This is a genomic window from Cryobacterium sp. TMT4-10 (assembly GCF_004403275.1).
Classification (GTDB): domain Bacteria; phylum Actinomycetota; class Actinomycetes; order Actinomycetales; family Microbacteriaceae; genus Cryobacterium; species Cryobacterium shii.
Genome location: NZ_SOGU01000044.1, coordinates 22,177 through 45,884, shown reverse-complemented (window position 1 = coordinate 45,884; position 23,708 = coordinate 22,177). Strand labels below are relative to the sequence as shown.

Sequence of the window (23,708 nt, the reverse complement as noted above, 5' to 3'; positions counted from 1 at the left end):
CTGTCATCACTGCGTTCGTCAAGGGGAACTCCTTCCCCGCCCTCTACAACACTATTCGGGACGATCCCGGTGCCTTGTCCAAGGTTGACAGAGAGGGCTTCGGCTAAAGCAGCAGCCTGCTTGTCTCCATGCTCCGCGATGAGCCTCTCGATTTCCCTTGCCTCTGTGCCGAGTATTGCGTTCCCGGCGATATTCTGCGCGACTATGCCCTCGGCTCGGTGAATGAACTGTTGGTTAATTTGGACGAGTGGCCGGGCAGAGGGCGCAATGGCTAGTTGCCCCTGGGCCGTTACGCCGGACGGGAGAAGTGAGTCCACGATGCTCGCAATGTCCCCAACAGTCATCATCACGGCCTCGTCGAGCAACTCCGACTCGAATTGCTCCCTGATCGCCAGTTCTTTGCGTTGCCGTTCGTAACGAACGTCTAGTTGCAGTCGTCGCGCCTGTTTGGCATATTTCGCCACAAGTTCGTGTGCGCGAGCGCTCTCCAGTCCCATCCCTTGAAGGACCTGTTCGGCAGCCTCAGTGTTATCGATCAGGGCAACGAAGTTCTGAAACTGGCTGACTTCGGTCGACCAACTCGACGGCTCCACATCAGTATTTGAATGAAATTCGATCACGCGGCCGTTGGCTGTTTGATACCCGTCCTTTCTGACGGTTAGGCCTTTCACTGAAGTCAGCCAGTCGTGGAACATCGAAATGAGTTGGGCGCCCTCGTCCTCAAAGAGTCGTCCTGCCGGAATGTAGATCCGAAAAAGCAGATTGTCCAACTGATCGTCAATGAAGGCGACCGCGAGCAGCGAAGCTTCGGCATTGCGCTTGTATATGGAGAGCGAAATGCCGTGCGATGCAAAGAGCGCGTTCACGCTCAGCCTGACTTCCTCGCCTATGACGCCAAATGCCTGCGCTGCCTCAACATCAGTCCAATCGCTTCCATCCCACTCGTCCTCATCCTGCTCAGTGAGGTCGAGAGTCTGCTCGCCGCCGTAAACGGCCTCGTGTACGAGTACGAGATTGGGAACGGACGTGATCTGCTTGAGAATGTCTTGAACGTATGGGGCCTCCCTGTCCCTTGCCATGCGCTCATATATCCTGCGGTTCAGTGTGATGATTGCTCCGGACGCCCGATCTGAGCCAGCAAGTTTCTCGATCTGGCGCCAGTTCCCCTCCCCGGAGTCCAAAGACTTCTGAACGAACTCAACACCAGTGGCCGTGAGCTTGCTCGAAACGGACTCGGAGACGCGCGAACCTACGATAAGGAAGTAACCACCGGGGATAGCCATGGTCCATCATGCCTCTCGACTCGAGTGGTTCAACAAAACGACGGATGCCGCAAGGCCGTTTCCCGGGGTTTCAGAACCCCAAAAGCTCGTCACGCCGCCACGACGGCAGCTCAGTCCCGAGGCCCCGGCGGAGTCACCGCAGACCATCACCTGGCTTCTAGCGCCCAGGACAGGACTGCGAAGAAGGACCAAAGCACCAAACCCGTGCGGTTCTTCCGGCGACGCCTGACATCGCACGACGGCTGACTAAGTGAAACGCCCGCATGCGGACCTGATCGCGACAGACAGGTCCTGCGCACACGGACTGAGGGCCGCGCCCAAATTCCGGTGCGCTCTCCGCGCAGCATGCAAGCCCATCGTGATGACCGCGGCGCCACGGACGACGGCGACCTAGTGCGGTCCCAAGCGCGTTACAAAAGGCCTCCGCTGCGGGCGAGCGTAAGACTACCGCTCGACGCGGTCGGCAATCCTTGTGAGTGTCAGAGCCCCGGCCTACACTCCCCATATCGAATAAACGTTCGAAAGCAAGGGTTGGAGGTACGGATGGGACAGAGCTTCCCGCACCTCCACGTGGCCTCCGCGTACTCCCCGCACTACGGCGTAACCATGCCCGAGGCCCTCGTCGACCAGACGGCCGCCACCGGAGCTGACTTCCTCGCCCTCACCGACCGGGACGGGCTGTACGGGGCGGTGAAACACGTGCGGGCGTGCGCGGCCGAGGGGATCCGGCCGGGCCTCGGCGCGGACCTGGCTGTCCACGATGATGAGCACCGGCCGCTTGGCCGGGTGACCTTGCTCGCGCACGGCGGGGGCGGTCGCGGGTACGCGGCGCTCTGCCGGGCCGTGAGCTCCGCGCACGAGTCCGGCCGGGTGCCGAGCATCGACCGGCGCCGGCTTGCCACCTGGGCGGAGGGCCGCACCCTGACCGTGCTCCTCGGCCCGCTCTCCGATGTGGGGCTCGCCGTGGAACGCCGGGACAGCACGGAGTCCGTCGCGGGGTTGCGTGCGTGGCTCCGGGTCATGCCGATCGGCTCGGTCACCCTCGAAGTTGTCTGCCACCTGGCACCGACCGGGCAACGCGGGTCGGTGGCTGCGGCCACCCGGATGCTCGGACTCGCCGAGGACACCGGGACCCCGGCCATCCTCTCCAACGCCGTCCGCTACGGCGAGCCGACTGACGCGACGACCGCGGACCTCGCCGACGCGACGCGGCTCCTCACCCCGCTCGCCCAGCTTGAGGAACCGCAGGCGAACGGGCAAGCGTGGCTGAAAGACGCACAGCACATGCGCCAAGTGGCCCGAATGGTTGTCGACGCCGGCGCCCGGAACCCCGGCGCCCTCGACCAACTACTGCAGGCGACCCGCGACCTGGCAGACCGAGGTCCGGCAGCGGAAGCTCGCCGAGTCATGCGCGGAGGACGAAGCTGCGACGGAGGAGCGCAGCAACGTTGTTCAGGAAATGGGCTCAGCCCCGTTAGAGGGAGTCCAGTCCCGGCATCGACGTTGGAACGGCCGAGAAACTAGTCCCGGTCGAGCCCATGCGATCGACCGACACTGATGGGGTCAGGTGACAGTTCACACTCTCTGGGTGCGCCCTGCGACGGCGACTTCCGAGGAAGGTGGCTGTGGCCACCAGGCGGGGTTCAACGGCGATTTCTTCGCAGCGATCGACAGCGGCCGATCAGCTTCTGTTGTTGGGGCTGAACTCGGCCAGCGCGGACAGCATTGCAGCTGACCAGCTCAGGATGTTCGCGTGCAGGGCCTCCGTATCAACGTTTGCCGGTGCTCCGTCGAACGTCTGGATGATGGGTTGAAGCCGGCCGCCGAGAGTAGCCGTCGATGTAGTGCCACCGTCGCAATCCCACATGATCGCCGTTTCATTGACGGTGCAGTCTCCGCCGTAGCCTTGGAAGCTGGAAAACAAGAATGCGGCGTCGGCGTCAGTGTCGTACCGATAAAGCTTCACCTCGAGCCGGTGCGGGTACAGCGGGTCCGTGGCGTTCGAGTTCGGCACTTCGTACGTGCAGTAGACACTGTCAGCCGCTATCCCGGCAGTCCCCACGTCGGTGCCTGAATTGGAAGTAACCACCGCAACTTGAGGGGCCACTCCGAGGATCAGACCGACGAGGTCGTCATTGATCGCTCCGCAGATACCGCTCGGGTCGGCCCAGTCGAGCGAAGCGGTCTCGGCTACACCCTCCGTAACAACAGGAATTTCACCCGACTTCCAAATGGCAGCCATTTCTGTAGCGATAGGGAGCAATCCCGTTGCGAAGTTCTCCTCACCCTCGTAGTAGCGCGCGTCCGTGTCGAACACGGTGATGTCGAGGTACGTCGACTCGGCCAATTGCAGTTGCAACGGCTCGGACAGCAAGGCGTAGCCAAGAAAGCCGGAGAGTTCGATGGCGCCGAGCGAATCGGACGTCGTTTCGGTCGCTGGTGGAGGTGTGAACTCCCTCGTTGGATCGAACGAGAGCTCGACTTCGAGGGATACCGCGAAGGTGTCGTCGTAAAGCAGGTCACAGGAGACCTGCACGGTCTCACCGTCTTCTTCGACGGTGTTGACCCCTGCAGAAGCGCTCACGAAATGCGAGACCGCGCTCCCGTTCTCAGGGATGCTGACGGTAACCGGAAAGGACGGCTGGGCGGCTGCCTGGTCCGCCCACGCGCAGAGGTCAACCTTCATGATCGACGTTGCATCAGGAGCGGAAGAGTCGAGGATCACCTCGCCGGAGTCGTTCATCGAGGTACCGGTCGGAGTGGTCGTTGCTGAGCAGCCCGTGAGCAGGACGCCGACGAGGAGAAAGGATACTGCTGCTGTGACAGCCGAGAAGTAGCTCATTCCCAAACAGTAGGGGGTAACGGAGCGCCAGGGTAGGACGAAGTGTCACGGGTTGACCGCGACCATGGATAGGGGCGGTCACGGCATCGCGCGCAGGCCGGCGAAACACTGCTCGGCGTCAACCGCAGCTACGCTCCCGCGGCATAGCGCTGACAACGTACGCTAATGACCAGACGGAAGAGGGATCAGGTGCTACCTGGCCCCTCTTCTCGTTCTCACGTCGATCACTTGGCGCGACAGGCCCCCACGGGTGCGTTGCTGAGCTGAGGTACTTTTCGACTTACGGACCTTGGCAGCTCCGCCGTGCCGTGATGCGACGGCCTGGCGGGGGTGCCACAGCCGACATAAGCACAGAGAGTTCAGCCCAAACAAAACGCGGTGCGGCTGGCCGCGGTGCCGCGTGAGTGTCGTATCGACGAACGCGCCGTACCCCTGAGATGACCCAGAGCACTTATCCTCAATCCACCGATCCGGATGGCGCCGCCCGCGACTTCGTCCCCGCGTCCCACCGCGACTTGCCCATTCTGCGCGTATTCCTGCCGTTCATCGACCGCGACGAGAACTTCGCGCGCTGGTCGCAGTATGTTGATGTCGAGGAACACTCCGGTGGAATGCGCCGTTGACGCGACCGCACGTTTCGATACGCAGGTGTGGACTCGATCCACAGTCTGAGCCGCGCAACGGATTTTCCCGATGCATTCTTGCGCTATGTTGAGCGCAAAGTGCAAACCGCTGGATGGGGAATTCGTGGGTACGAGGTCGTCGGTCAGGCGCATTGTGGCAATCTCTACGGTGCTCGCCGTCTCCGCCGCCCTACTGAGCGGTTGCCTACCCGCCAGTCAGACCTCCGAGACAACAGCAACCGTGGAGGCTGGTGACGGGGGCTTCTCGATAGCCGTGCACGGCGTGGAGGTAAAGGCGCCCGCCGGCACGACCAACGTCGGCACGAGGGTGCAGCTAGACACCATCGATGCCTCGCTACCCGAGGACGTCAGCACCTTCGCCACGCCTACGGGCACGGCAATTTCACTGACACTGGAGGGCAAACAGCCGCAGAAGTCGCTCACCGCGACCTTCGACATTCCGAAGGAAGTTGATCCTGCCACCGTCTTCATCATTGGGGAAGACCCATCTACGGGCAGCGGTGTCGCCTTTGTCGAGTCCACGTTCGACACCTCCCGGTCTACCATCTCAGCGAGTGTCGAGCACCTGAGCTGGTTCTCACCGGTCGTCGTGGAGGAGGAAAGCTTCAGCAACCAGGTCCGCGACTGGATCAACGAATCCCTGGGGACGTCATCGGACGCACCGGACTGCTTCGGCGAGAAGAACGAGCTGATGTTCTCGCCCGTTACCGACAACGTCGTCTGGCCGTGCGCCACCGAGACCGCAACGGGCGCCACATGGAGCCTTCAATCCGACAGCGGCCTCGTCTGGCAAGTCCTCACCGAACCCACCGCCCAGTACGAACCGCTCACCTCCCTGAGCGTGTCGGGTATCGCCACGGCGGCGGTCTACAACCAGATCAAGGGCGCTCTCAAAGGGGACAGCGTGATGCTGTCACTGGAGACGCTGAAGGCCGAATTCTCGGAGGCGCCGCCCTACACGATTGCGCTCAAGGTCGAACCCGGGCTGAGTCAAGTCGCCACCATCATGTGGGGCCTAAGCATGATCCTGCCGAAGAAGTGGATGGATCTCGCGGCGAGCGGCGAATGCCTCGTCGGCATCGTGAAAGCCGGCACCTCATCCATCAGCGGGGAGAGCCTAAGGTCCACCCTGGGCTGCGTCGGCTCCGCACTGGAGGGGACAGGCGCCGCCATCCTCGGCATCCTCTTGACCGGCCCAGGCCTCCTCGCGACTCAGTTGCAGGGACTGGCACGAGAGATCACGCAAACCAACGCCGTGCAGTTCACGCTCGGCTATCGCAACACGAATCGCGTCGGCGAGCTTCCCTCGGAAGCCACCTGGCTCGACGATCTCCCGCAGGAAATCAACCCGCGGGAGGCGATGGATGAGTCCGCATCGATATCGATTGACGGGACCCATCTCTCCTTCCCGAACAGCACCAATTTTTGGGTGGGGTGCGGCGGCGAGGTTGACGACACCACCTTCTATCCAGATAGTGACTTCACAACACTGAACCTCGCGTCAGCCGTGGAAGACATCGCACCGGAAGGCATGACAGTTTTGGTGCAAATCGGTGTGCTCTACGAGGAGGGCCTCACACCCGTACTCGAAGACCGAACCAAGATCGCTGAATGGACAGTCCAGAAGGGCACCATCACACCGCGGCAGGAGATCGACATCAGCGGGGTCGTTGCGCTACACATCTACACGAGCACAACAGACGAGTGCTCCGACGAGGACAAGGGATACCTGGTCCTGCTCGATCCCTTTGTGAAATAGCACATCGAAAAGCAAAGCAAAACGTCTGCAGAGGACCGCGGCGGCAGCGGGATTGTGCACGCAAGCCGGTCGATCACCGGGCGCTTCCCTTCTAGTCAAGATGCGGTCATTTCTCGAGGTCGCCTTCACGGCCCACCGCGTTTATCCGCTACCTGTGCAGGTAGCCATGAGCGGTCAGCTGTTCAAGATCGCCTTCACAACGTGACGTTCAGACCTCGGCGCGGAGGTAGGCGTAGACGGTCGAGCACCGTGACGGCCTCGAGCGCTGCGTCGGCCGCAGCGAGGGATGCTTTCGCGCCCTTGGTGGCGTCGGCGCCGGCCTTCGTGGCCACCGTGCAGAGGCGCGCAGTCTCCTCGGCGTTGGCGTTGGCCACGCTCACGGAGGTGAGCGTGATGCCGCTCACGGAGGTGAGCGTGATGCCGCTCACGATGATCACCACGGCGGCGAGCATGGCGAAAAGCTTCTTGCGGGGCGGGGGTGCCTTCGTGCTTGGGGTACTGATCTCGTCAGTCATGGCCTTCATCTACTTTGTTCTGGTTGTCGAGGGGTTGGTGTTGGGGTGTTCAGCTATGCGCAAAGCCGGGGCAGGTGGTCCAGAGGCCGGTCTTGGATGCTGGACGTCTCGTTGCATGTTCGACAGGTGGTTGAGCTCAGCATCGGCTGCGCGGCAGGCGAAGCCGACGCGACCTGTGGACTCCGAATAGACCAGGCACCGATACAAGTCGCAAGTGCGATCCCTCAAGGTTCAACTCGCCCGAAGGCACACAGAAGAGCAAGCATCTTGGCCCACGGGAGGCTGTTTAGGCGAGCTCCTGAGCCAGCAACCATCCGAAGGCCACAAGGCCAAGCAGCCCAAGGACGATACCGGCTATAGCAGTGCCGCGACCGGTCACTTTCTGTCGCCCGTCCAAGTCATGAGACTTCGCCAGTCCGATAGCGGAAAAAATGATTCCTAGAATGCTCAAAATCGCGAAGGGATTGATGAGAAAGCCCAGGAGGGCGAACACGCAGCCTGTGTACGCGAACGAGTTATTTCTACGGACCTCTCGGTCTTTTTCGCCACGAGTGAGCTTCGGGGCCAGCGTTGTAGTCGCACGTTGGTAGTGGTTCGCCATCGGCACGTACTCCTCAGGGGCCGAAGTACTCGCACCACCGTAGTGATTCGCCCGGCCGNGTACTCCTCAGGGGCCGAAGTACTCGCACCACCGTAGTGATTCGCCCGGCCGTACGATTTAGGTGAGATGGCGTGGTCAAAAACTTTCGCGGCGACGCTTGAACTTACACAGGCCAATGGACCGGTGATTGAGCGCATGTGGTCGGGAATTCTCGGCGGGCAGCCCAGTCGTCTCCAGTTCATCTCGCCTGAAAGCGAGCCAGCCGTCAGACCGTATGCATTTCAACCAATTGTGGATTCAGCATTCATCTCACCGAAATCGTAAGGCCGGATTCGGCACCACCCCTATTTCGGGGATGCGCTGTCGGCCTGTTCCATGTCACTAGTTGCAAACGGATCGATTCAATGTTGGACGATAACTTGCGTTTTACTGACTCGAGCAACAGCATTTGTGTTACCAAACAATAAGGACGGGCGGGTTCAATGCCACGAAACATCAGGCCTCTGCTGGCTACGAGCGCGGTAATCTGTGCTCTCCTGCTGTCGGTGAGTGCATGCTCGTCGGACGCTGTTCCCGCCCCCGCGGCGGGCCAGGCCTCAACTCCTCCGGGCGTCGAGGAGTCGTCCGCACCGGAGGACGAGACGACGGCCTCGGAAGACGCTGTCGCGGCGGCACCCGTCGGCGAGCCGGACACCTGCGAGGGTCTCACCCCGCTCGTCGAGCTCGCATACAGGCTGATACCTGATGCCCAATTGGATGGCGGGAGCTCCCAAGGCGCGGGCGGTAGTCGGTACGGGGGTGTCTGCGACTTCATATCGCTTGAGAGACAGGCGCTCGTCTCGATGTCCTTCAGCAGCATGGACGGAACATGTGCCGCTGGCCCCGGTCCGGGTGGCTATACAGACAATCCGAACCTCAGTTCTAAAGTGTACGAAGGCTGCAGTGAGGCAGACGGCGCGTACTACTTCCTGAGGCTTCAAGTTGCTGACATCGACGGAGATTTCCTCTCCGATGTCAATGAGTCCGACCTTCGGCCGGTGGCGGACTCGCTCCTATCCGACCTGACCATATTTCCGGCGTTGTCACAGCATTTGGCGGACCAGCAAGGCTGACTACCCCGTCGTCGGCAGTCAGACCGCTTGCAGGTTTCGCAACGTGATGCGTCCGGACGCGATGTGGGCTGCCATCTCAGCGAGGCCGCGTGCGGGGATGAGTTCGGCGATGTCCGGGCGCCCGAGGCGCTCCTCGAACGAGTCAACAAGAGGGCTGTACTTCGCGACCAGGCCACGGACCATCTTCATCGTCGATTCGCTCACGGTGCAGCCGAGACTGAACGCGTTGTCCACGAAGTCAGAAAACTTGACGAGCGCCGCACGGACGTCTTCGATCGCCGACACGACGTGCGTGCGGTAGGCAACATGCTTGTCATCCTTGGTCATCTCGCGGTCCTGAATCGGGTTTGAAACCAGCGCGACAACCTTCGAGACCTCGGCACCGAAAGTCCGGCTGACGTATGTGAGTCGGCCTTACGATTTAGGTGAGATGGCGTGGTCAAAAACTTTCGCGGCGACGCTTGAACTTACACAGGCCAATGGACCGGTGATTGAGCGCATGTGGTCGGGAATTCGCGGCGGGCAGCCCAGTCGTCTCCAGTTCATCTCGCCTGAAAGCGAGCCAGCGGTCAGACCGTATGCATTTCAACCAATTGTGGATTCAGCATTCATCTCACCGAAATCGTAAGGCCGGATTCGCCATCGGCACATACGTCTCAGTGCTCGCTGAACTCGCGTTGTTGGCAGCTGCTACTGGGACGCCTTGAGGGTTAGCCTGCCTATGCTCAGTCCAAACCGTGCCGTCCCACCACTGCAAGTGAGCCGAATCCGTGGGATCGACATACCAGCCAGGTTCAGGAACAGTCATGGTGCCCTTTCGATTTCGGGCACAATCATTTGCCCCCCACTCTCAGTCTATGAATAGGGCAATCGCTCCAGTAGCCCCCGTGATTGGGGCAGCAACGTACTCCGCCTCTCAACAGCGAGATCTTCCAAACCCCGGAGCAAAGAGAAACTCCGGCGGAAACAGCTACCCATCCATAGATTGCGCATTCAGGCCGTCCGGTAGGTGTCCGAACTTGGACATCTTGAGTGTGGCCTTCGGCGCTCTGTGGCGCTTGCTGTGATCGCTGGGAGGCATCATGCTGAGGCGCAATCGCTGTGCCACCGGGGTCCCCTCGGCAGTGAGCGCGTGGGGCGACTGCTATCTGGAGAGCAGCTTAGCCCCGTCGGACCGCAGTTCCCCCGCCGGTGAAACATGGCGGTACAACGTCTGCCGGGTGATCCCGAGCTCCTTGCAGAGGTCGCCAACCTTCGTTTCCTTCTGACCCATCGCGGCCATGGCCAGGCGGACCTTGGCCGGCGTCATCTTGAACGGCCGCCCACCCGTCCTCCCCCGTGCTCGAGCTGCGGCAAGCCCGGCGACAGTGCGCTCAGAAATGAGCGCCCGCTCGAACTCGGAGAGAGCAGCAAAGATTCCGAAGACGAGCTTCCCAGGTGCCGTCGTGGTGTCGATCGCTGCCCCCTCTCCGGTGAGCACCTTGAGGCCGATGCCACGGTCGGTGAGGTCATGCACCGTATTGACCAGATGACGCAGGTCTCGGCCGAGCCGGTCCAGCTTCCAAACCAGGAGCGTGTCACCATGACGCAGCGCCTTCAGGCAGGCCGCCAGGTTTGGCCGGTCGTCCTTCTTGCCGGATGCCTTGTCTTCGTAGAGATCCCCTGCCGCGACGCCGGCGGCCAGGAGTGCGTCTCGTTGTAGATCAGTGCTCTGCGAACCGTCAGATTTTGACACGCGCATGTATCCGACGAGCATGATCGACTCCTGTCATTTAAACGTCCGATTACGTGACAATGAGATCGTACCGTCACGCTATCCGGAACTTGTCACATAACCGGTCACTTATTCTGAGTCTCTCAAACGCAGCAGCAACTGTTCAATGTGATGGCACAGTACCCGGCCATCGCCACTTCCGGAGGGCGCTGCCCCATCAAGTCGTGCACGGCTGGCTTTCTCCACGGTGCAGCCGGTCTGAGATGCCGGTTCCTGGCCCCGCAAGGTATTCCAATAGCCGGGTCCCCTCGAAGTGCTCATTCCAGCTAATGAACTGGCGCTCTGAGCGCCATCCGCATGCCGCGCAGACCATGGACACGTCGAAGCCCCGGCGCTCGTCGTCGTGCTCGATATCCTCGTCGAGACGGTACGACTCGCATCTCGGGCACCGCTCCGGCTCCCCATCCAGGTGGCGTCGGACAAGACGACCGAGTGTGCTGATGAGGTGAGCCGTGGCTTCGAGGACGAGATCGGCGTCAAAGGGCGTCGCGTTGGAGTTGTGCTGTAAAGCGACGGTCAGATCCCACGTCTTTTCTACGAGCGCCTTGACGTAGTTGCGAACCCGATCTTTCGAGAGCCGTTCCGCGTATATCGCACCCCAGCCTTTGAAGTCAGCGACCTTCGGTGGTTCTGAAAGCTCGCCAATCCAATCCGCGGACTGGTAGAGCTTCCCTAGAGCAATCAAGGCGTCTCGACACTTGATGCCGACTGATTGGAAGTCCTCTGCTTCGCCAGCCTCATTCATGACTTCCAAGGCATCGCGATACCGCCGCCATGGGGCGGTCACATGCTCCTCATCTTCTATGGGCAGCTCGGCGCGACTGCGCTCCGCGAGAAACGCTCCGAGACCGATATGAAAGATCAGAGCCTGTTCCGCCTCAGGGAAGTCGGTTTGCAAGTAAAGGTTCATCGGATCGGTGATGACCCACCAGCGAGTTTTCGAACAGTGCACGTCGAAGACTTCGTGCGTTCGACCGAGGATGCGCTGGCCCCGAACGCGCTGAACGAGTCCGGCCTGATCGTCGGGTGGCGACTGACCATTGACGTAATCGCGAATCGCACGCTCTTCATGCTCGGCCAGGTCAGCCATAGGAACCCCTTAGTTTCACCCTTGATTGTCCTAGACAACAAACCACACCGGTGTCCGTGCCCGAAGATCGGCTTACGGGCACGACCGTCTCCGCGTGGGAGCGCCGCGGGTAGGAAGCAGTGGGCGACTTCCTACACTGACCGAGAATGGTGTCCTCGTCAGCATCGGCAACTGGACACGTCAGGGCAGGCAGAACCGCTGAGACGGGTTATCTGATGAGATGTAGCATGACCGTTCTCAAGATCGACACAGCAATGTATGTGGCTCTTAAATTCGCGCCTGAGGGTATGCGGATGACCGTCTACACAAAAAAGCACGAGGGGGCTCGAACCAACGAAGTTGCAGTCCTGCGCAAGGAGCCGAAAAATGGCGGCTGGGGAGATTGGCAGATCATCAGCCGGCCCAAGACCGCCGACGCGAGCTTGATCCCTGCAACTCTGCCTCAGGAGCACCCCGAGATCATCTACAGCAACGATCTGGCGCGCGTGCTTTCTGAAAATCCTGATCTGTGGGCGGATATCGCCGACGAGTAGCCATCGCCAATCGGGCACTCGTCGCGAGGTCTTTTTTTGGGCGTGCCACGCTAGACAGCCCCGTCACTGGCTTCTCGCTGTATATGGAGCTGCCACACTGGGCCAATGGGGTGGAAAGAGTTGGCGGCATCGTTGTTCGCTTCGCTGGTTACGCTTGGGTGGCCGGTAGCAGTTGTGGTGATCGTGCTCGTGCTCTTGGGAAAGTTCCGCGCCGAATTCGCAGCACTTATTGGCCGGCTACGGAAGGCGAAGTGGGCCGGCGCGGGACTCGATCTCCATTTTGAGGAGCGCGTTGCCGAGGTCGAAGAGTCTGCAGAGCAGGTCGTCGTGGAAGAGAAGATTCCCGAGGCGCCCCCTGCGCCCCGTTCTTCCACGATCGAGCCTGTCGCGGCGATGATCCTCGCGTACGAGAAGCTGGGAACGCAACTTGCCGACTTATACGAAGCGGTGCGTCCACACAAGACGTGGCCACAGGCAAGAAAGAACCCGGACGGGTCGGTTCAGAGCACGGCTCATCATCTCAACCAACTCACCAGAGAAGGCATGATCTCCTTAGGGGCCTTTAACGTGATCAGCGAGCTGCGGCATCTACGCAACGCTGTCGTTCACGGCCGGGTGCTACCCGATGCCGCTCAGGCCGCTCAATTCCTCGACGCTGCCGACGACATGCAGCGTTACATCGCTGAGCAGACTCGTAAGGTCGAAGGTTCCATGTTCGACGCTGCGTTAGACGCAGACTCAACGCGGGATTGACCCGCACACAGAGCGTGCTCGGAAAACGCGCCGCCTTCGCCCTTAGCGTCCTTGGCTGGCTCCTTGAAGGGCACCGCCACGCTCATTGTTGACCAGGACTGCAATGACGCGCCTCAGAACATCCCTTACCGCGGTCACCTCCTCGCTGGCTACACATCGCCGCTCACGAGAAGAACCCTGACCCATGTCCGACGTCCCGAGTATGGTTCGCGACATGGAACTTGTAGACGGATTACCGCCAAGCGTGGCCAGTATTGCCACCTTCCTGGCCACTAAAGCCAAGGCGTACGACAATCACCTGAAATGGAACGAGCAGGCGATGTTCAAAGCTGACCTGATGAACCTGCGGCACCGTTGGCGGTCGGTAGATTCGATCGCGTTCAGATCCAAGTGCCTTGCGGAGGGTATGCGAGCTGAGGATGTCGGGTTACTGGTCGGCTGGCTCGAGAAGGCCCAAGCTGGGCGGAGGCTCGTGCCGTCGAAGTCCTACCGCGGTTTCCGCTTCAATCCACCGCCCGAGGAAACCGCGTTTCCCTCCTACAAGAACGACAGGTGGTGACTCGCTAAGGGTTGGCCGATCTGCACCTGCCGTGCCGGCTCTAAGAGGTCAGGTTGTGACCGTCAGGAAGTGCAGAGCCGGACCCCAAACAGACGCAAGGACATAGAGCTACCTCATGTCCAGGTGGGGTGTGCTCCACTTTGACATAGCTATCGAGCAACCTCACGAAAGGAGTGCGGGTGCGATTCGGAAAGCAGAATACGAGTGATCTCTCGCCCCGAATGGGGCTGATCATGGCTGAGGATAAGGTGCGATACATTCATCTGGTGACCACATCTCGTCTCGTGACTGCGCTCTTCATAGTGACTCTCGGGGGCCTTTCCCTCACAGCGTGCTCGACGGGAGGGACCCCCGAATGCACCACCGCAATGAGGGCGGCCGCGGACGTCTCGAGTTCCGATAACAGTGTCGAACTCCTGACAACGCTCGCCGCTTGCGCTTCGGCAGACGATTGGATTCTCACGCTCAAAGCGAATCCTGGTGCGGGTGCGCTCCTCTCGTACACAACCGCCGATGCGGAGTCGCTTCTGGACCTCTCCTGCGTTCGCGCAATTGCCACGGCCGTTTGCATCGACGCAGCCGGGGAGGGAATCCTCACCTACGAGCTCGACGATCCCCGGCTCAAGGAGTTGAACCCTTAGAGAGGATTGTCCACTGCGGCCGTATCTCACCCCGTCCCCACGTCAAGCTTCAAGCTGAGGCCGGGGCTGTCTAGGTGAGCGAGATCCCGCCGAGCCTTCACTGCCAGTCCTGTGAAATGTTGAGCTTGCTTCTGCCGGGCGGCAGCGGAACTGATTAGCGGCACGCATCGCTTCGAGCGCGGTGATTTGATTCTGCGAGCCGACCCCGGCCTTGCTCGGTGCGATTCCAAGGGCCTGCGTCTCCTGCGACCGGAACGCGTTTCCCCACGGTCTCCGGATCGCGCATCTACACAGCCGATCCGGAGTGGCGCGTATTTGGAGCGCCCACAGGTCTGAAACGATCAGTACCTAGGAACAAAGGATTTCCGCAATGACGCTTGCCTCCACGGAGTCGCACTACCTCACCCAACGCCAGCTCGAGAACACACTATGGGCCGCAGCGAACGCCCTGCGCGGACCGGTGGATCCCGGCGACTTCAAGTCGTACGTGTTCCCCGTCATGTTCTTTAAATGGATCTCGGACACCTGGGACCACAACCATGCCGAAGCCTTCGCCGACTTCGGTGACGACCTGACAGATGAGATCGAAGCCACGTACCAGCCCTTCGTCGTACCCGAAGACGGCCACTGGGACGACGTGTTCGAAACCACTCTGAACATCGGATCGAAGCTCGGTAAGACGCTGCTCCGTATCCAAGAGGCGAACCCTGGCAAGCTCGACGGGGTGTTCGGTGACGTGAACTGGGCGAACAAGGAGCGTCTCCCTGAGTCGGCTCTCGCCGACCTGCTCGACGCGTTCGACAAGCTCACTCTGGACCCAACTCACATCAGTGGTGACATGCTGGGCGCGGCGTATGAGTACCTGCTCCGGGAGTTCGCGGAGGCCAGCGGGAAGAAGGCCGGCGAGTTCTTCACTCCGCGCCATGTCGTGCACCTTCTGGTCAAGATCCTTGATCCGCAGCCTGGCGACTCTGTGTGCGACCCTGCCTGTGGCTCCGCCGGCATGCTGGTCGAGACGGTGAACGCGGTAAACGCGGGCGGCGGCGACGCGCGTACCCTCAGCCTCTACGGGCAGGAATACAACCTGACGACCGCCGCGATGGCGAAGATGAACCTGTACCTGCACGGGCTTGAAGACTTCCAGATCGTGCGCGGCGACACCTTCCGCGAGCCCAAGCTCCTCGAAAAGGATGGCAGCCTGCGCACCTACTCGGCGATCGCGGCTAATCCTCCGTTCAGTCTCCAGAACTGGGGCGCGGACTTTTGGGCCCGCGACCCGTACGCGCGTGCGATCGGTGGCGAGGTGCCGCCTGCGAAGAACGGCGACTACGCGTGGATCCAGCACATCGTCTCAACGATGGCCGATGACGTTGGCCGTGCCGGGATCGTCATGCCGCACGGCGTGCTGTTCCGCGGCGGCAAGGAAGCCGTGATTCGTGAGCAGCTGGTTCGCTCGAACCTCCTCGAGGCGATCATCAGCCTGCCCAACAACCTGTTCTACTCCACGTCGATCCCGGTCTGCTTGCTCATCTTCCGGAAGAAGAAGTCCGTCGAGCGTTTCGACCATGTGTTGTTCGTCGACGCGACGAAGCGATTCGTGGCCGGGAAGAACCAGAACACGATGTCCAACGATGACATCGAAGTCATCCACGAGGCCTATCGCGATGGTGTTGACTCTGACGGGGACGGTGGGCTTGGCCTGCGCCTGGTTCCACTCGACGAGATTGCTGAAAACGGGTTCGACCTCAACATTGGCCGTTACATCAAGGGCGAAGCTGTGGCCGAGGCCAACGTAGGTGAGGCGATGGTGCTCATGCGCGAGGCACAGGAGCGTCTGATGACTGCCCAAACAGAGCTCGACGTGAAGCTACTGGCGGCTGGGTTCTGATGCCCGATTCGTGGACCGAGATCCTGCTGGGTGAACTATGCGATCTCGTGAAAGGGACGTCACCCACCCAGAAGACTCCTCCGGGTGAGTACCCCTTGATCGTGACAGCAGCGCAGCCTCTGTCATCCGATTCGCACCAGATCGACGGCGAGGCGGTGTGTGTGCCGATGGTCTCCTCCACCGGGCACGGCCATGCGTCTCTCAAACGAGTTCATTACGCCAGTGGGAAGTTCGCTGTCGCCAACATCATCGTCGCCTGTATCGTCAAGGACAAAGAACTCTGCGACACGCGCTACCTCTGGCTGTACCTCCAGGCTCGGAAAGATGAGGTCCTTGTCCCCCGGATGCAGGGCACGGCGAACGTTTCACTGTCCCAGCGCGAGCTGGCAAAAGTGCCCGTGGTCCTCCCGCCCCTCGCCGAGCAGCGCCGCATCGTCGACTTAATCGGAGCCCTGGACGAAACGATTGAGGCAGCGGAACAAAGCAGCAACGCCTCGTCCGCCCTGCGACTGGAACTCCTATCCAGTGAATTTGCGACGGCAGCGGCATCCCCCATCGCTGAGTTCGCTGAGCTTCTTGTCGGGTATGCGTTCAAGAGTTCTGATTACGCAGCGGGCGGTATCAGGCTTCTGCGGGGCGACAATATTGTCCCTGGAGGAATGCGCTGGGACGACGCCAAACTCATCGCTGAGGAAGACGCTTCCGCTCACTCGGAGAGGTATTCCCTGCGTGCCGACGATATCGTCTTAGCGATGGACCGACCGGTGATCTCATCGGGAGTGAAAGCTGGACTAATCAAACAGGAGGATCTACCCGCGCTCTTGGTCCAGCGCGTAGCGCGGCTCCGACCGTCATTGAAGGAACACGGCCGATCGATCGAGCTCTGCTTCGGTAGCCGCGAATTCCGCACGTACTTGGAATCGGGACAGGTTGGCAGCCACGTCCCACACATTAACGGGAAGCAAATCGCCGAATTCCGCGTGCCGGTTTCCATATTCCAACCCGGCGGGCCAGAGTTGATCGGGGCGGCCAATGACGCTTATGTCGCCTCCTCCGAGTACGCAGACTCACTCTCCGCTCTGCGGACCAGCGTCCTCGCCGTATTACTCAGTGGTGAGCACGAAATTCCGTCATCGTATGGTGAGTACTTGGGGGTAGTCGCATAGTGGGTTTTTCAGAGTCGTCGACGGTTCAGGCCGCGATCATCGTTCAGTTGGCGGCTAACGGGTGGAAGCATGTGCCCGGGTCACAGCTGGACCGCCCGAATGACTCTGTTCTGATCGAAGGCGACCTTGTCACCGCGATCCGACGACTGAACCCGTTCCTCGCGGATGACCCGGACCGGGTCGACATGGTTGTGTCGAGCCTGCGGCTTGTTCTAGTCAACTCGGGTGACACCGGGCTCATGAGCGCGAACGAGGAGTTCACGGCTTGGCTGCGTGGTCGGCGCACCATCACGCTGAACGACACGAACCATGACGAGCCCGTGCGCCTCATCGACTTTGAGAACCCAGCGAACAACAGCTTCATCGTCTCCGACGAGGTCACCTACGGGGCGCCCGGGAACAGCGCCCGGTTCGACGTCGTGCTGTGGGTGAACGGTGTTCCGCTCGTTGTCGGTGAGACGAAGACGCCCGTCGATCACAAGAAGAGCTGGCTGCACGGCGCCCAAGACATCCGGAACCGGTACGAGGTCGAACGGCCGCACTTCTTCGTCCCCAACTTGCTCTCCTTCGCCACGGAGGGCCGTGAGCTCCGGTACGCGGCAATTCGCACACCACTCGACTACTGGGAGCAGTGGGGTGACACGAAGACCGATGCGAACCTCAGCGGATGGCCGCGGGTGAAGCTGGCCATCGACCAGCTGCTTGACCATAAGAATCTGCTCTCGATCCTCGCTGACTACGCGATTTTCGAGCGAGGTGAGCGGAACGGCCTTCCATCCACGACCAAGATCGTGCCTCGTTACTTCCAGCATGAAACCGTTGAAGCAATCGTCGCCCGTGCCGTCGCAGGGACCCCGCGCAAGGGCCTCGTCTACCACACGCAGGGTTCAGGCAAGACGCTGGCGATGTCGTGGGCGGCCGCGAGGCTCATCCACGAGCCCCGACTGAAGAACCCGACGATCATCGCGATCGCGGACCGGTCGCAGCTCGTCCGGCAGACCTACAATCAATTCTTGGCCGCCGGCACCCCTAGGTTGAACGAGGCGTCCAGCTCGGCCGAACTGCGGTCCCTGCTGAAGGCCAACCAGCGCGGAGTAATCTTCACCACCATCCACAAGTTCAAGGACGCCGGCCACCTCAGCGACCGAGACAACATCATCGTTTTGGTCGACGAAGCTCACCGCACCCAAGAGGGTTCACTCGGCCAGCAGATGCGCACCGCTCTCCCGAACGCATTCCTCTTTGGATTCACCGGCACCCCTATCGCCGACCTCGAACGGAACACGTTCAAGATGTTCGGCGACGAGAACGACCCGGACTACGCGATCAACACCTACAACTCCGACCGGTCAATTGCTGACGGGACCACCGTCCCAATGCGCGTGTCCTCCCGCACCGTCGAGTTCCGCATCGACCAGGAGGCTCTCGAGGCTGACGCTGACGCTCTTGCCGAGACCGAGAATCTGAGCGAAGAGGAGAGGGAGAGGATCGCGGCGAAACTCTCCAACGTTGCCACGCTGCTGGCTAACCCAGAGCGGATCCGCGGCGTGTGCGAGGACATCCTCGGACACTTCTACCCGACCATCGACCCGCTCGGGATGAAAGCACAGATCGTCGTTTACAACCGTGAGCTATGCGTGGCCTACCACGAGCAGTTGACGTCCCTCCTCGCGGAGCGCGGCATCGTCGATGAAGCTGCCGTCGTCATGAGCGCCGCGGGCAAGGACGACCCGGCCGCGTGGACCTCGCACCAGCTGACCGAGCAGCAGGAGGAAGCGGTCTTGAACCGGTTCCGGGCGTACGGTGATCCGTTGAAGTTCCTGATCGTCACTTCGAAGCTCGGGACCGGATTCAATGCCCCGATTGAGGGCGCCCTGTACCTCGACAAGCCCATGAAGCTGCACACCTTGTTCCAAACGATTACCCGCACCAACCGGCCGTGGTCAAACCCGGTGACCGGCCAGAAGAAGGCCTACGGGCTGATCGTCGACTACATCGGCCTGGGCAACGGGTTCGCCCGCGCGATGACACCCAATGACCCCGAAGCGAAGCAGCGCGAGCTCGATCTCGAAGGGCTAATCCAGGCATTTGGCGAGGAGCTCGACGCGCTGCTGGACCGGTTTGAGGGAATCGACCGGGCCGACGCCAGTATGGACGCATTCCAGGCCGCGATCGAGAGGGTGCCGCCAGGCAAGGCGAGGGACCGGTTCGGGGCCCAGTTCATGCTCGCGCAGAGCCTCTGGGAGACGATCGCGCCGATCCCCGAGTTGGAGCCGCGGCGCCGTGACTACCGGTGGGTGGCGAAGATCTATGAGGCGGTGACGCCAACGGACAACTCCGCGTTGCTCTGGGACCGGGTGGGCGCAAAAACTCGCGAGCTCGTCTACTCAAACATCACCGGCATCACCGTCCGAAACCCGAGGGTCACCGTTCAGATTGCCGACTCCAAGACAGTGCAATCACTCATCGATGCTGGCGTAATTACCCCGGGCGACAAGGACGTTGTCGTCAAGCCGGCATCCGAGGTGATCGACGGCATCGCCGCACGGCTGAAGCGGCGCCTTGCGGGCGCGAACGGAGCTCACACCGTCTATAGGGGTCTCGCGGAACGCCTCGAACGGCTCCGCGTGTCAGAGCTTGCGCGGGCCCAGGACTCCATCGAGTACCTTCGCGAACTGTTCACGCTCGCGAAGGACGTCAAGGACGCCGAACATGCCGAGGACGAGGGCGGCGCAGCAGGCCTGGACCTTTTGCCGAACCCGAACATTGGCGCGCTCACCCAGATCTTCGAGGAGTTCAAACCGGAGAACGTGCCAGTGCTCATCGGGGACGTGGTTACGGAGATTGACCGGATTGTGATCGAGGTGTCCTACCCCGGGTGGGAGATTAAGGAGGACGGCAAGCGCGAGGTGCGTAAGAGCCTGCTGAAGGTCTTCAAGAAGTTCCGGCTGCCATTGAACGGGGAACCGTTCGAGAGCGCCTACCGGTATGTCCAGACACATTACTGATGACGAATCTCGACGGTGCGCTTCCCGCTTCTGACAGACACCGGCACCCAAGGCCAGACCTGTTGTGCCTGCCGAAACGGGAGTTCGACTTCGGAGCTGACGGTAATCTGAATCAACTCAACAGGAGGCATTCGTGACCATCGCTGATGACCAGAAGACTGAATTCACTGTTCCCGTTTGGCCCGCGCTGATCATCCCGATCCTGCAGGTCCTCAGCGAAAACGGCACCTTGCATCGCAAAGACCTCTTCGACCGTGCCGCCGCAACGGCCGGGCTCGATGACGCCGCACGTACAGAGACTCTGAACTCGGGTGGCCTGCGATATGAGCATCGAATGGGCTGGGTCCTCGCCAACACGGCCCGCGCAGGATGGATTGACCGTCCGGCTCGAGGCCAGTACGCGATCAACGCGGTTGGCCGGGCCTGGATGGCGGAGAACCCTGACGGCTTGACCTATGGCCAAGCACGCGAAGTGTTTGCCCCTTTCTGGCCGTCGCAGGCCCAAAAGGATCAGACCAGCGAAGCCGACCTGCCCATTCCGATCCTGGAAGTACTCGACCCTGTCGAGCAGATCGAAGACGGTATCAACCGGATCCACCAGGAAGTCGGTGAAGAACTCCTGCGCCGGCTGCGCGAGAGCCATCCTGACTTCTTCGAACAGGCCGTCGTGAATCTTCTCCTCAGAATGGGCTACGGCGGAGTCGAACAGCGCGGAAAGCGAATCGGCGGCACCGGAGACGAAGGCATCGACGGGATCATCGACCAAGACGCCCTCGGCCTCGACCAGGTCTATATCCAAGCGAAGCGGTACAAGCTGGGGAGCAACATTGGACGCGAAACGATCCAAGCGTTCGTGGGTGCTCTCCACGGATTCGGTGCCACCCGCGGTGTCTTCATCACGACGAGCGCTTTCACTCCTGCCGCCATCAGCTACACCGCCGGCGTACCGTCCCGCATCATCCTCATCGACGGCCAGCGACTCGTGGAATTGATGATCAAGTACCTTGTCGGCGTCCAATCACGCCAGACCTATGCCGTGGTCGAAGTGGACGACGACTTCTTCGACTGAGACTCCGCGTGGTGGTCCACACCGAAGAATTCCCAATCGGTAGTGGCTCCCCACGCTGCACTACGTGCTGATCGGTTCGATCAGTCGTCGGTCCTCGCTATCGAGGGTGCGGACGTTGTTGACTGTCCGGGCTACCGGGTACGCCGTCACTGTCTTGGCGATAGCGATGGAGCTTCGGTCAAGCATCGAGAGGACTTCTTCCTTGTCGGTGATCTTCTCCGGGTGCAGCCATTGGTCCCACACGTCCGGGGTCAAGAACACGGGCATGCGGTCGTGGATCTCACCGGACGCGTCGCGCGCCGCGCGGGTGATGATCGTGAACGTGATCTTCCACGCGTTTCCCTCCTGGCGGGCCGCGTACAGGCCGGCCGCCGCCAGCACATCGCCGTCGCTGTGGATGAAGTAGGGCTGTTTGCCGTCGTCCATCTGCTGCCACTCGTAGTAGCCGGCCATGGGCACCAAACACCGTTGGCTGGCAAACGCGCTGCGGAACATGCCGTTACTGGCCACTGATTCCAGGCGCGCATTGATCGGGGCCGGACCGCCCGGCTTTGCCCAACCCGGCTTCAACCCCCACGATGCCAAATCCAGGTCACGCTGCACTGTTTCGTCGTGGATCCACTCGCGCACGATCGGTGCCGGATCCGTGGGGGCAACGCTGTAAGAGGGCTGCCAGGCGGCGGCGTTGTCGCCGGTGGCGTCGAAGACGCTCAGCAGCTCGTCGGTGGTGCTGGGAACCACGAATCTGCCGCACATGCTGTTGAAACTACCGCTCCCCCGACCTCACCGGCAATGGGATCAACGCGGTGCGCCTCTGGGCACAGTCGGGAAGAGGTACGTCAGACGAGTCGAACGACACCGCACTCCGGGCAGCACCAGAAGGGGCCTTCATCGGTGCCCTCGATCGCCATGCGTACCAAGCATCGTTCGCAGTTCGGCACACCAAGGTCGTCCATGTCGGCCACACTACGCCGGGCACCGCCCCGGACACCCTCGATGGATCCGGTCCGTCACCGGGCAGAGCCATCTCTCGGCACGATTCGGCCAGAATCTCCGACACCGCTCCCCCGCACCCGTCGTACTCAATCCTGTTGACCAGGTCGCCCGAAAGACAGCGACACTCGGCACGATCCGTTCCGGTGGGCGGCCTCGAGAAGAGGCAGTGCTCGCAGTCGGGTGGCACGCCCAGGTCGTCCGAGCCCTGGCCGGCACAGAGCACCCCACCACGCGGCGGCTTCCACGCTCTCCGAGACGAGGGGCCGTTTCGTATTTTCGTTTTCGTTATCGTTATTTCGTTTGCGTATTGCGTTACCAATGATACGATATGGGCATGAGCATTCCTGAGATCACCGACGTGCGCACCTGCGGTTTCCCCGGCTGCGAGGAGCCCGTGGATGCCACGCTTGGTGTGGGCCGGCCCGCCGGCTACTGCGTCAACCCCGCTCATAACCGTGCCGCTGCGTGGCGGGCCCGCCGCGCCGAGTCCGGCCGGGTCGAGCGCACCGTCGAGGACGACAAGCTCCCCGTTGATGCGGCACGGCAGCGGGCGAGCGTGTTGCGGTCTCAGGTTGCCGGGATGGTCGAGCACCTGCAGCAGCAGCTGGTGGTCCTTGTCGACGAGCTCCGCACCGTCGCGGACCCGGACGCGGCCGAAGCGCAGATCGAGGCCGTCACTTCTGACGCGGCCGAGCAGGTTGCCACGGCGGCCGCCCGCGCCAACCGCGCCGAGACCGCTACCCGCAAGGCCGAGGCCGAGCGCGCCGAAGCCGACGCGGCAGCCGAGGAATCAGCTGCCCTGGTCGACGAGCTCCGCACGACCCTGGGCGCGCTCGAGCAGCGTGCCGCCACCCTCGAGGGCGACCTGGTCATTGCGGGCGAGGACAATGCACGGGCGACCGCCGAGATCACCGCCCTCACAGACCAAGTGGCCGCTCTGGGCATCGAGAACGCGGCCACGACCGCACAGCTCACCGAGGCCAGGGAGCTCGTCGCGGCGGCCACCGCGGCCAAGGACGAGGCCCTGGCGGCCGCGCGCGACGCGGCCGCGCAGGCCGCCGCCGCGGCCAGCCGCTTGGAGCGTGCCGAGACGGATGCTGCGAGCACCCGGGACCTGCTCGACCAGGCCCGGACGGAGCGCGAGAGCGCGCGGGCGGAAGCGCTCGTGCTCACCGGGCACCTGGCCACAGTCAGCAGTGAACGCGATAGTGCCACGGCCGAGGCGGGCAGGGAGCGTTCCTACGCCGAGCAGCGCGTCACCGACGTGCGGGCCGCCCTCGAGCAGCAACTCACCCAGCTACGCGCCGACCTCGACCAAGCACGCACCAGTGAACGCGAACAGCGCACCCGCGCCGACCGCGCCGAAGCACAGGCGCCACGCCCCAAGCAGAAGTAGAACGCCGGCCCACTCCCCCGTCTCGACCAGAGGCGTACGGGGCGTGTTCCTGTCCGCCTGCGGCGCCGTCCCTCACGCC

At 61.8% G+C, this 23,708-nt stretch carries 22 protein-coding genes; 13 read left to right on the top strand and 9 right to left on the bottom strand.

Annotation, left to right across the window (positions count from 1 at the left end; translation table 11 throughout):
* Positions 1-1,283: hypothetical protein (locus tag E3T42_RS07035; protein WP_198418095.1), on the bottom strand; the 1,283-nt coding region annotated here is incomplete at its 3' end.
* Between the two features lie 543 nt (positions 1,284-1,826).
* Between E3T42_RS07035 and E3T42_RS07030 the strand changes: the two genes are divergently transcribed.
* A complete protein-coding gene (locus E3T42_RS07030; protein ID WP_166805315.1) occupies positions 1,827-2,807 on the top strand; it encodes a PHP domain-containing protein in 981 nt (326 codons plus the stop codon).
* A gap of 157 nt (positions 2,808-2,964) precedes the next feature.
* Here E3T42_RS07030 and E3T42_RS07025 read toward each other — a convergent pair whose 3' ends face one another.
* Positions 2,965-4,125 carry a hypothetical protein gene (locus tag E3T42_RS07025; RefSeq protein WP_134402735.1) on the bottom strand — a complete coding sequence of 387 codons (1,161 nt, stop codon included), beginning with the start codon at positions 4,123-4,125 and terminating at the stop codon, positions 2,965-2,967.
* Between the two features lie 437 nt (positions 4,126-4,562).
* On the opposite strand from E3T42_RS07025, the gene E3T42_RS07020 reads away from it, so the two are divergent.
* Complete coding sequence (locus tag E3T42_RS07020) at positions 4,563-4,748, top strand: hypothetical protein (RefSeq protein ID WP_134402734.1); 186 nt, start codon at positions 4,563-4,565, stop codon at positions 4,746-4,748.
* 154 nt (positions 4,749-4,902) lie between these two features.
* Positions 4,903-6,528: a hypothetical protein gene (locus E3T42_RS07015; protein ID WP_134402733.1), complete on the top strand. Its 1,626-nt coding sequence runs from the start codon at positions 4,903-4,905 to the stop codon at positions 6,526-6,528.
* 194 nt (positions 6,529-6,722) lie between these two features.
* On the opposite strand, the gene E3T42_RS07010 is transcribed toward E3T42_RS07015, so the two are convergent.
* Entirely contained in the window at positions 6,723-7,043 is a 321-nt protein-coding gene (locus E3T42_RS07010; RefSeq protein ID WP_134402732.1) for a hypothetical protein, read from the bottom strand.
* Positions 7,044-7,329: 286 nt separating this feature from the next.
* Entirely contained in the window at positions 7,330-7,536 is a 207-nt protein-coding gene (locus tag E3T42_RS07005) for a hypothetical protein (RefSeq protein WP_134402731.1), read from the bottom strand.
* 590 nt (positions 7,537-8,126) lie between these two features.
* Between E3T42_RS07005 and E3T42_RS07000 the strand changes: the two genes are divergently transcribed.
* Positions 8,127-8,756: a hypothetical protein gene (locus E3T42_RS07000; RefSeq protein WP_134402730.1), complete on the top strand. Its 630-nt coding sequence runs from the start codon at positions 8,127-8,129 to the stop codon at positions 8,754-8,756.
* Between the two features lie 18 nt (positions 8,757-8,774).
* On the opposite strand, the gene E3T42_RS06995 is transcribed toward E3T42_RS07000, so the two are convergent.
* The 4 genes from E3T42_RS06995 to E3T42_RS06980 all read right to left on the bottom strand — a co-directional run bounded on the left by E3T42_RS06995 (position 8,775) and on the right by E3T42_RS06980 (position 11,620).
* Positions 8,775-9,083, bottom strand: coding sequence for a hypothetical protein (locus E3T42_RS06995; protein WP_134402729.1), 309 nt, complete (start codon positions 9,081-9,083; stop codon positions 8,775-8,777).
* Between the two features lie 286 nt (positions 9,084-9,369).
* Positions 9,370-9,564: a DUF2510 domain-containing protein gene (locus E3T42_RS17595; protein WP_134402728.1), complete on the bottom strand. Its 195-nt coding sequence runs from the start codon at positions 9,562-9,564 to the stop codon at positions 9,370-9,372.
* 336 nt (positions 9,565-9,900) lie between these two features.
* Positions 9,901-10,512: a recombinase family protein gene (locus E3T42_RS06985; RefSeq protein WP_134402727.1), complete on the bottom strand. Its 612-nt coding sequence runs from the start codon at positions 10,510-10,512 to the stop codon at positions 9,901-9,903.
* A 175-nt stretch (positions 10,513-10,687) separates the two neighbouring features.
* A complete protein-coding gene (locus E3T42_RS06980; RefSeq protein WP_134402726.1) occupies positions 10,688-11,620 on the bottom strand; it encodes a hypothetical protein in 933 nt (310 codons plus the stop codon).
* 227 nt (positions 11,621-11,847) lie between these two features.
* Between E3T42_RS06980 and E3T42_RS06975 the strand changes: the two genes are divergently transcribed.
* From E3T42_RS06975 to E3T42_RS06940, 8 genes are all read left to right on the top strand, one after another.
* Positions 11,848-12,153: a hypothetical protein gene (locus tag E3T42_RS06975; protein ID WP_134402725.1), complete on the top strand. Its 306-nt coding sequence runs from the start codon at positions 11,848-11,850 to the stop codon at positions 12,151-12,153.
* A 105-nt stretch (positions 12,154-12,258) separates the two neighbouring features.
* On the top strand, positions 12,259-12,906 hold the full coding sequence (locus E3T42_RS06970) for a hypothetical protein (protein WP_134402724.1): 648 nt from the start codon (positions 12,259-12,261) through the stop codon (positions 12,904-12,906).
* Positions 12,907-13,120: 214 nt separating this feature from the next.
* Positions 13,121-13,465 (top strand): hypothetical protein, encoded by a 345-nt coding sequence (locus tag E3T42_RS06965; RefSeq protein WP_134402723.1) that lies wholly within the window; start codon positions 13,121-13,123, stop codon positions 13,463-13,465.
* Between the two features lie 233 nt (positions 13,466-13,698).
* Positions 13,699-14,106 (top strand): hypothetical protein, encoded by a 408-nt coding sequence (locus tag E3T42_RS06960; RefSeq protein WP_134402722.1) that lies wholly within the window; start codon positions 13,699-13,701, stop codon positions 14,104-14,106.
* 370 nt (positions 14,107-14,476) lie between these two features.
* Positions 14,477-15,994 carry a class I SAM-dependent DNA methyltransferase gene (locus E3T42_RS06955; protein ID WP_134402721.1) on the top strand — a complete coding sequence of 506 codons (1,518 nt, stop codon included), beginning with the start codon at positions 14,477-14,479 and terminating at the stop codon, positions 15,992-15,994.
* A complete protein-coding gene (locus E3T42_RS06950) occupies positions 15,994-17,160 on the top strand; it encodes a restriction endonuclease subunit S (RefSeq protein WP_134402720.1) in 1,167 nt (388 codons plus the stop codon). The genes E3T42_RS06955 and E3T42_RS06950 overlap by 1 nt, the downstream gene beginning before the upstream one ends.
* Positions 17,160-20,168 (top strand): type I restriction endonuclease subunit R, encoded by a 3,009-nt coding sequence (locus E3T42_RS06945; protein WP_134402719.1) that lies wholly within the window; start codon positions 17,160-17,162, stop codon positions 20,166-20,168. The genes E3T42_RS06950 and E3T42_RS06945 overlap by 1 nt, the downstream gene beginning before the upstream one ends.
* Positions 20,169-20,301: 133 nt before the next feature.
* Positions 20,302-21,237, top strand: coding sequence for a restriction endonuclease (locus E3T42_RS06940; RefSeq protein WP_134402718.1), 936 nt, complete (start codon positions 20,302-20,304; stop codon positions 21,235-21,237).
* A 60-nt stretch (positions 21,238-21,297) separates the two neighbouring features.
* On the opposite strand, the gene E3T42_RS06935 is transcribed toward E3T42_RS06940, so the two are convergent.
* A complete protein-coding gene (locus E3T42_RS06935) occupies positions 21,298-21,993 on the bottom strand; it encodes an SOS response-associated peptidase (RefSeq protein ID WP_134402717.1) in 696 nt (231 codons plus the stop codon).
* A gap of 574 nt (positions 21,994-22,567) precedes the next feature.
* On the opposite strand from E3T42_RS06935, the gene E3T42_RS06930 reads away from it, so the two are divergent.
* A complete protein-coding gene (locus E3T42_RS06930; protein ID WP_134402716.1) occupies positions 22,568-23,629 on the top strand; it encodes a hypothetical protein in 1,062 nt (353 codons plus the stop codon).
* The last annotated feature ends 79 nt before the right edge of the window (positions 23,630-23,708 follow it).